General features: G+C 48.4%; 2 protein-coding genes. Both read left to right on the top strand.

The features are described 5' to 3' along the window. Window positions 1-8: 8 nt before the first annotated feature. Window positions 9-4,265, top strand: coding sequence for a tandem-95 repeat protein (locus DN599_RS18590; protein ID WP_110459082.1), 4,257 nt, complete (start codon window positions 9-11; stop codon window positions 4,263-4,265). A 247-nt stretch (window positions 4,266-4,512) separates the two neighbouring features. Continuing rightward, window positions 4,513-10,185 carry a retention module-containing protein gene (locus DN599_RS18585; RefSeq protein WP_110459081.1) on the top strand — a complete coding sequence of 1,891 codons (5,673 nt, stop codon included), beginning with the start codon at window positions 4,513-4,515 and terminating at the stop codon, window positions 10,183-10,185. The last annotated feature ends 99 nt before the right edge of the window (window positions 10,186-10,284 follow it).

Here is a 10,284-nt window from a genome sequence, read left to right as displayed (position 1 = left end):
CTCTTGGTATGACGGTGCTCATTGCCGATGCGGCCAACCTCACCTTTATGCCCGATGCGAACTGGAACGGTGAGACCACCTTTGACTATCACTCNGTCGATAATGATGGCTTGACCGATGCGACGCCTGCCACNGTCACTATCACCATTGATGCCGTCAACGATGCGCCTGAGACCGATAACTTAGCCACCTCAGGTAACGAGGACACCTTAATTACGGTGCCGGCCTTAAGCGGTAGTGACCTTGATGGTCAGGTGGTGAGCTTTGTGATTGACAGCCTGCCTGCCAATGGCACCTTGATGCTCAATGGCGTGGCGGTCACTCTTGGTATGACGGTGCTCATTGCCGATGCGGCCAACCTCACCTTTATGCCCGATGCGAACTGGAACGGTGAGACCACCTTTGATTATCACTCAGTCGATAATGATGGCTTAGCCGATGCGACGCCTGCCACTGTCACTATCACCGTTGATGCCGTCAACGATGCGCCTGAGACCGACGATTTAGCCACCTCAGGTAACGAGGACACCTTAATTGCGGTGCCGGCCTTAAGCGGTAGTGACCTTGATGGTCAGGTGGTGAGCTTTGTGATTGACAGCCTGCCTGCCAANGGCACCTTGATGCTCAATGGCGTGGCGGTCACTCTTGGTATGACGGTGCTCATTGCCGATGCGGCCAACCTCACCTTTATGCCCGATGCGAACTGGAACGGTGAGACCACCTTTGATTATCACTCAGTCGATAATGATGGCTTAGCCGATGCGACGCCTGCCACTGTCACTATCACCGTTGATGCCGTCAACGATGCGCCTGAGACCGACGATTTAGCCACCTCAGGTAACGAGGACACCTTAATTGCGGTGCCGGCCTTAAGCGGTAGTGACCTTGATGGTCAGGTGGTCAGCTTTGTGATTGACAGCCTGCCTGCCAACGGCACCTTGATGCTCAATGGCGGGGCCGTGAGTATTGGCATGACGGTGCCCATCGCCGATGCGGCCAACCTCACCTTCATGCCCGATGAGAACTGGAACGGTGAAACCACCTTTGACTATCACTCAGTCGATAATGATGGCTTGGCCGATGCGACGCCAGCCACTGTCACTATCACCATTGATGCCGTCAACGATGCGCCTGAGACCGACGATTTAGCCACCTCAGGTAACGAGGACACCTTAATTGCGGTGCCGGCCTTAAGCGGTAGTGACCTTGATGGTCAGGTGGTGAGCTTTGTGATTGACAGCCTGCCTGCCAACGGCACCTTGATGCTCAATGGCGTGGCGGTCACTCTTGGTATGACAGTGCTCATTGCCGATGCGGCCAACCTCACCTTTATGCCCGATGCGAACTGGAACGGTGAGACCACCTTTGATTATCACTCAGTCGATAATGATGGCTTAGCCGATGCGACGCCTGCCACTGTCACTATCACCGTTGATGCCGTCAACGATGCGCCTGAGACCGACGATTTAGCCACCTCGGGCGATGAGGACACCTTAATTGCGGTGCCGGCCTTAAGCGGTAGTGACCTTGATGGTCAGGTGGTNAGCTTTGTGATTGACAGCCTGCCTGCCAACGGCACCTTGATGCTCAATGGCGTGGCGGTCACTCTTGGTATGACGGTGCTCATTGCCGATGCGGCCAACCTCACCTTTATGCCCGATGCGAACTGGAACGGTGAGACCACCTTTGATTATCACTCAGTCGATAATGATGGCTTAGCCGATGCGACGCCTGCCACTGTCACTATCACCGTTGATGCCGTCAACGATGCGCCTGAGACCGACGATTTAGCCACCTCAGGTAACGAGGACACCTTAATTGCGGTGCCGGCCTTAAGCGGTAGTGACCTTGATGGTCAGGTGGTGAGCTTTGTGATTGACAGCCTGCCTGCCAACGGCACCTTGATGCTCAATGGCGTGGCGGTGAGTATTGGTATGACAGTGCTCGTTGCCGATGCGGCCAACCTCACCTTCATGCCCGATGCGAACTGGAACGGTGAGACCACCTTTGACTATCACTCGGTCGATAATGATGGCTTGACCGATGCGACGCCTGCCACTGTCACTATCACCGTTGATGCCGTCAACGATGCGCCTGAGACCGACGATTTAGCCACCTCAGGTAACGAGGACACCTTAATTGCGGTGCCGGCCTTAAGCGGTAGTGACCTTGATGGTCAGGTGGTGAGCTTTGTGATTGACAGCCTGCCTGCCAATGGCACCTTGATGCTCAATGGCGAGGCCGTGAGTATTGGCATGACGGTGCCCATTGCCGATGCCGCCAACCTCACCTTTATGCCCGATGAGAACTGGAACGGCCAGACCACCTTTGACTATCACTCAGTCGATAATGATGGCTTAGCCGATGCGACGCCTGCCACTGTCATTATCACCGTTGATCCCGTTAACGATGTTCCTGAGATCACAAATATTGATCCGGCAAGGGTTTCAGAAGAAGGACTACTCTATGGAATAGAGGATGATAATACTGGTGATGCCGATACCACCAATGAGGTCAATACATCTGGCATTATTAGCTTTACCGATGTTGATAGCTCCTCCTTTGATGTATTGGTTTCTGATCCCGTAGGATTGACCTCGGGTGGTGAGCCCGTAGATGTGTGGGAGCGAGATGGTAACACTTGGACTGGTAGCACACAAAATGGGCTTCTTGTAATGACCATTATAATCGGAGAGGTTGAAGGCACTTCTCCTGACTACACCGTCGGCTATCAAATCACTCTCAATGCAAACATTGATCACCCCTCAAACAGCGATGAGGATATATTACAGTTCAATTTAGGGGTTACGATAAATGATATGCTGGGTAACAGTATTCCAAGCGAGCTGCAGGTAACTATTGAAGATGACTCTCCAATAGATGAAGTTAACGAGTCTGCCGAACTTTCAATACTCAACGCTATTGGTCAGTCTATATCAGGCGATCTCTTCGCTCCTGGTGCGGATGGAATTGGTGAAGTTGTTTTTACCGTGGAAACCACTGGGCTTAAATACAATGGTGAATATTTGAGCTATAGCATGAGCGGTAATACATTAACCGCGACGGCCAAAATCGATGAACTCACAACTATAGATGTATTTACCCTTACAGCAGTTCAAGATCTTGATGGTCATTACGACTATCAGTTTAATCTGTTACAGGAAATTCAATTAGAATCGACAATCAGTTATGATGTCAGTGGCGCTCCTGCAAACAGCAAAGGCACCTACTTCGTCCATTCTGATGGCTCAATATCAGCTGGGGATCCAACACCCGGGCTTACTGTCATCGCAGAAATAACAGGCACAGGCAGTCAATCCAAGATCAACTCTAACAACGCTGGCATTGGCGTTGATGACAATGTTTCAATTGGCAATGGTGAAGCCGTTAGATTCGATTATGTAAATGGTGGTACTAGCTCAGCATTGATTAGTCTCGGAGTGGGTAATAATGATACTCGTGATGGAACAAGTTACTTTTATTATAAAGTGACTTATCAAAACGCTGGAGTCGTTGAATTTACAGATCAGTCTTTCGTTGGCACTCAAGATCTAGAAATCATTGCTCCCATCGGAGACACAATATTAGCCATTGAAATTTTCTATGATAATACCCATGATGATGACCCTAATAACCCCGGAGAAGCTTTCCAAGTTTTTGCTGTCTCATCAAATACAATAGTTACAGAGTTGCCTATCGGAGTAGAATTCTCTTATATAGCAACAGATGGTGATAACGATAGCGTTATCTTTGCTGGTGATCCAGATGATGGGCATTTCACTATTGTAGTTGAGCCATCCGAAACTATGCAATTAGCAACGATGTCAGCAGATAGTAGTAGCCCTAAAGGCTTAATCGTGAATGAATCTACTGACCCTAGTACAGGGATAGAAATTCTAATTGGCACAAATGGGTCTGATACGATTGATTTAGGAAATGACACTGACCCTGATATCGCTATTTGGGAGGTGGGCACAGCGGATGGAAACACAGATATCATCATTAACTTTGACATAAACAACGATATGCTTGATTTATCAGATATTTTGGTAGATGAGCAATCAGGTAATTTAGAGGATTACCTTAACATCACATTCGATGCTGTAAACGGAGACACCATTATCACGGTCGATGCCAATGGAGACGGTAGTGGATTCGATGATCTAACCATTATCCTACAAGATACGAATGTTAATCTTAGTGATTTAACAACTATGAATAATTTACTTGGTCAAAATCCATTGGTAGTCGACACTATCCCTTAAGTCAAAAATCTAACACAAAATAAAGCCAAACAGACAATAAAAAGCTGTTTGGCTTTCTACTTCAAACACATACCAAATAGTGCATTAATGCGAAGTGAACACTCAACCACTAACCTTTGTATGATTTATGCGTCAAAAAATTGACCCCCAAACAATAGCTTGCTAGCATCCCAGATTAAGATAAATTCGATAACAACTGTAACACCCTTGTATGCAGAAATGCTAATAAAAGGTGGGGGAGCTGGTCATGCAATCAATCGTTACAACAGCAAATGGAAAGATCACAGATACTCATGGAAAGATCTTGATTGAAACCGCTAGCGGAACAAAAAATATAGCTATTGGTGAGCAAATCCCTGCTGGGTCAACACTATTAATTCCCACGGAATCAAATCTATCTATCGCATTTGAAGATGGCAGCATATTCAATAGCAGCGACTTAATGGCACAACAACCTAATATTGCTGATAATAGTGAAACAAATAACACTGAAAACCTTGATGCATTAACTGAAATCGAGCAACTACAAGCTCTGATTGAATCAGGAGAAGACCCCACAGCAAACTTACCTGATACTGCAGCAGGTAACACTCAAGGCAATGAGGGAACTTCTGGTTTTGTCTCTGTAGCAAGAAGCGGTGCTGAAACCCTAGCAGCCAGTGGTTATGAGTCCACAGGAGCAGCTCCTAATGCCATTGCCTTAGAAAATGACTTGACACAAAACACCTTTGAGTTAACTCAAGTCGCACCCAGCACAGTCACTTTACTCGCCCCTACCGAAGTCAATGAAGGTAGTAGCATCACCTATACTGCTGTAGTAGATAATGCCCCTCTAGAAAGCGATTTAGTTATCACTCTTTCCAACGGTGCAACCATCACCATCGCAGCCGGCCAGACTTCAGGTACTGTGACCATTGACGCCCCTAGTGATGATGTCTATATCGATGGCGAGACCCTAACCGTCAATGTCACAGGCAGTGAAGGCGGTAACTATGAAGATCTCGAGCTGGGTAACACTGTCGACACCCAGATCAATGACACGATTGACACCACAACCGTCACGCTCAGCGCCCCTAGTGAGGTCGATGAAGGTGGCGACATTACCTATACCGCTACGGTCAACAATGCACCACAAACCGATCTGGTTCTAACCCTCTCCAATGGCGCCACCATCACCATCGCAGCCGGCCAGACTTCAGGTACTGTGACCGTGGAAGCGCCAAGTGATGATGTCTATATCGATGGCGAGACCCTTACCGTCAATGTCACAGGCAGTGAAGGCGGTAACTATGAAGATCTCGAGCTAGGTAACACTGTCGACACCCAGATCAATGACACGATTGACACCACAACCGTCACGCTCAACGCCCCTAGTGAGATCGATGAAGGTGGCGACATTACCTATACCGCTACGGTCAACAATGCACCACAAACCGATCTGGTTCTGACCCTCTCCAATGGCGCCACCATCACCATCGCAGCCGGCCAGACTTCAGGTACTGTGACCTTGGAAGCGCCAAGTGATGATGTATTTGTTGACAGCGAAACGCTAGTAGTCGGAATAGATAGTGCTCAAGGCGGTAATTTTGAAGACTTGGATACCAGCAACACAGTCTCAACACTGGTTAATGACACTACAGACACTGTTTTTGCCCAGATCAGCGTTGACACAACCAGTGTCAATGAAGGTGGTGAAATCACTTACACTGTGTCTTTGGTGGATGCAAATGGAAACCCAGTAACACTTCCTGACGGAGCTTCAGTTAGCGTTTCACTCGACTGGACTGGCTCAGCTTCAACGGCTGATGTCGACAATTTACCCACAAGTGTGACTATCACTGGCGATAACCAACAAAGCTTTACCGTTAATACGATCAACGATGACATCTATGAAAACAGTGAGAACCTAATTGTTACCATCAGTGATGTCACAGATATAGACAATAGCCTCGAACAGCTTGACATTGGTACTGACAATAGCGCCGACACCACGATTGTCGATGCGCAAGGTGCCCCTGAGGTTAACATTGCCGCGAACCAAAGCAGCGTCACCGAAGGTGAGACCGCAGGCTTTACCGTCAGCATCGACCAAGTGGCCAGTGAAGATGTGGTGGTGAACTTCACCTACTCTGGCGTGGCCNAAGACGGCAGTGACTTCACCGGCGTCGCCAGTGTCACCATTCCCGCCGGCAGTGCCGATGTGCAACTGGACATTAATACCCTGACCGATGGCGTCTATGAAGGGGCCGAAGANTTCACTGTCACCATCGACAGCGTCANCGGCGCCGATGCCACCATTGGTACTGACAATAGCGCCGACACCACGATTGTCGATGCGCAAGGTGCCCCTGAGGTTAACATTGCCGCGAACCAAAGCAGCGTCACCGAAGGTGAGACCGCANGCTTTACCGTCAGCATCGACCAAGTGGCCAGTGAAGATGTGGTCGTCAACTTCANCTACTCTGGCGTGGCCGAAGACGGCACTGATTTCACCGGCGTCGCCAGTGTCACCATTCCCGCCGGCAGTGCCGGTGTGCAACTGGACATTAATACCCTGACCGATNGCGTCTATGAAGGGGCCGAAGATTTCACTGTCACCATCGACAGCGTCANCGGCGCCGATGCCACCATTGGTACTGACANNAGCGCCGACACCACCATCGTCGATGCNCAAGGTGCCCCTGAGGTCAGCATTGCCGCGAATCAAAGCAGCGTCACCGAAGGTGAGACCGCAAGCTTTACCGTCAGCATCGACCAAGTGGCCAGTGAAGATGTGGTNGTNAACTTCATCTACTCTGGCGTGGCCGAAGACGGCACTGATTTCACCGGCGTCGCCAGTGTCACCATTCCCGCCGGCAGTGCCGGTGTGCAACTGGACATTAATACCCTGACCGATGGCGTCTATGAAGGGGCCGAAGATTTCACTGTCACCATCGACAGCGTCATCGGCGCCGATGCCACCATTGGTACTGACAGCAGCGCCGACACCACGATTGTCGATGCGCAAACCCCTCCAAGCATAGGTAATATTACCAATGTAGCCGTGTCTGAAGAGGGTCTAACCGATGGCGTACCTGATAATATCGGGGATACGGATACAACTGATGCAGTGATCGCTAATGGTACCATTGAGCTACAGGATCCAGACAACGACGAGCTGGAAGTGACTCTCAGCGGACCCACCGATATTACCTCTGGCGGAGTCGATGTCACTTGGAGTTGGGATGCAAACACTCAAACGCTTACAGGCTCAGCTGGCTCAACTGTCGTGATGAGTATTTCGCTCAAAGCCCCTGATGGTAACAGCAGCGGTGATTGGACTTATGAAGTCACACTGCATGCACCACTGGATCATCCGGTTGCCAACGTTGAAGACGTACTTAATCTTAATTTTGGTATCGACGTTACCGATGGCTCGGGCGCAACAGATTCTGGATCGTTCCAGGTTACAGTTGAAGACGATGCTCCGTACCTGCCCGATACCGCACCGGTAACGGCAACAGAGACAGATATTCCTGACACTTTAACAGGTACATTCGATCTCACTTTTTCCGATGATGAGAGTGGTGATAGAAGTGAACTGGACTTTAATGGCTTTACCATCACAGCTAGGGGCTTTACTTCGTCTACAGACCATACTTTGATCTCAGCCAACATCAATGGTAGCGAGTCGGGGATAGGAGTCTCTAGTGTCGGTGCACCTTATCACAACATCGACAATGAGGTTGATTTCCGCGAATTTGCTGATGGTACCGGCGTATCTGAAGAGATCGTCATCGATCTTGATCCCAACACCTTGGCATTTGGCATGAAGATAGGATTTGCCAACATCTTTGGTGGTGAACTCGAAAGCGGCGTGGTTGAATTCTGGCGCGATGGCCAACTGATATCCACCCAAACCTTTAGCTCCGATGATGATAGTGGCGACTATGCTGCCAACTTCAGCGTACAGGATGGTGGCTTCGACCGAGTCGTTATCAAAGCCACCGACAATGGTACCCCTCTCAATAAAGAAGATAACAGCGATTTCACTATTGAATCCATCGAGTTTACCGGTACAGGAAATGCACCTGCGATAGCCTATGCTTCAGGTGAAATATCAGCCGAATGGGGGGCCGATGGCCAGGGCAGTATGGCATTAGTCGGTATGACCGACAGCCCTCTCTTCTCAGCCTCTGGAGAGCCAATTGAAATAACAGTATCGGGCAACACTCTACTGGGACAGACAGATTCTGGAGACTTAGTTTTTAAACTGGAATTTACGCCAACCAGTGGTCATTGGGATTTCTACCAGTATCAGGCCATGCAAGGTACCGATGATGGTGATTTGGACTTTGCCGTTACCGTAACCGACCGTGATGGTGACTCCTACACGGGAAATATTGCCATTGTACCTGTATTCAATTACGAAGTTACCGAAGCGGGTCCTGGCGATCAAACGCTTGATCTTAGCAACGCCGAAGATATTGTTATTGGTGATTTTGATGGCACAGTCATTAATCCAGGACAGGACTATAATATCGCCTTTATGGTTGATAGTTCCGGTAGTATTAGCCGTAGAACACTAAACACAATGAAAACCCAGCTTGAACAGGTATTCGAAACCCTCAAAGAGAGTGCCGATGGACAGCAAAGTGGTACCGTCAAAATATTCTTAGTGGATTTTGACACTAGAGTAGGCAGTAGTATCAGTGTCGATCTGAATAACTCTCAAGCACTGGAAAAATTACAAGACATATTAGACAGCATGAAAAGTGGTGGCGGAACTAACTATGAAGATGTCTTTACCACAACAGCCAACTGGTTTGCCAATGGCGATGCTCAGGATAATAGTGATGCCACCAATTTAGCTTTCTTTATTACTGACGGAAAGCCCACCTATTACATTAAAGATGATGGTTCTTTGGGAGGAAATGGTCAAAATACCACAGCGACAACCATTGCAAACTCCAAAGCAGGTTTTGCACTCCTTACAGATCAAGGCATCATAGTCGAAGCCATAGGTATGGGCTCTAATATCGATGAAGACGACTTGGAATCTTATGATACGGACGGCGATGTACAAACCAATATCGATGCCGATGAACTTGCCGACGCCATTCTCGGCGATCAAGTCTCCAACCTGCCAGGATCAGATACGATTGACGGCGGCGCAGGTAACGACATCATCTTCGGTGATGTTGTTAGATTTGACAATATTCAAGGTCAAGGTTTTAACGCTATCAAGACTTATGTGGCAGGTAAGCTTGGGCAAACAGAGGTAACCAATGCGGAGATCCACAACTATATCCGCGACCACGCCACAGAGTTTGATAGCTCAAGCAGTAATGATCGAGCCGATGCCATAAATGGCGGTGAAGGTAACGACACCCTCTTCGGCCAAGGTGGTGACGATGAACTTAATGGCGGTAGCGGCAATGATTTATTGTTCGGCGGTACGGGCAATGATGAACTGATTGGTGGTACCGGTGAGGATGTTCTCATTGGCGGACTAGGTGATGACACCTTAACTGGCGGCGTTGACGCTGATACTTTCGTCTGGCAACAAGGCGATACAGGTACCGACCATATTACTGACTTTAACGTCTCTCAAGACAAGCTCGATCTAAGCGACCTGCTTCAAGGTGAAACTATAAATAACTTAGAAAATTATCTGCACTTCACTGTAGAAAATGGCAACACAACTATCGAAATTGATGCCAACGATGACGGTAATATAGATCAGATGATTGTACTTGATGGTATCGATTTATTTGCTGAGCTTGGTGTTAACAGTGATGCCGAAGTGATTAATTCACTCTTAGGGACTAATGGCGATGGAGCGCTAATCATAGACGATGCAAGTTCTGCTTATTCTAGTAGCAGTACTGAACCGTTAACCCTCTTCACCCCACAAGAGCTTGATACCAAAATTATGTAGTGGATACATAAGATTTGATAGCGCTAATTAGCAACGCTAATTGGCGCTATCAATCATTTTGTTATGTGCGGTTTATACTTCTATAATAAAATCACAACA

The organism is Shewanella algidipiscicola (assembly GCF_900380485.1).
In the GTDB taxonomy this organism is placed as follows: Bacteria; Pseudomonadota; Gammaproteobacteria; order Enterobacterales; family Shewanellaceae; genus Shewanella; species Shewanella algidipiscicola.
The sequence above is the reverse complement of the archived record's forward strand: the minus strand, read 5'-3'. Positions and strand labels throughout refer to the sequence as shown.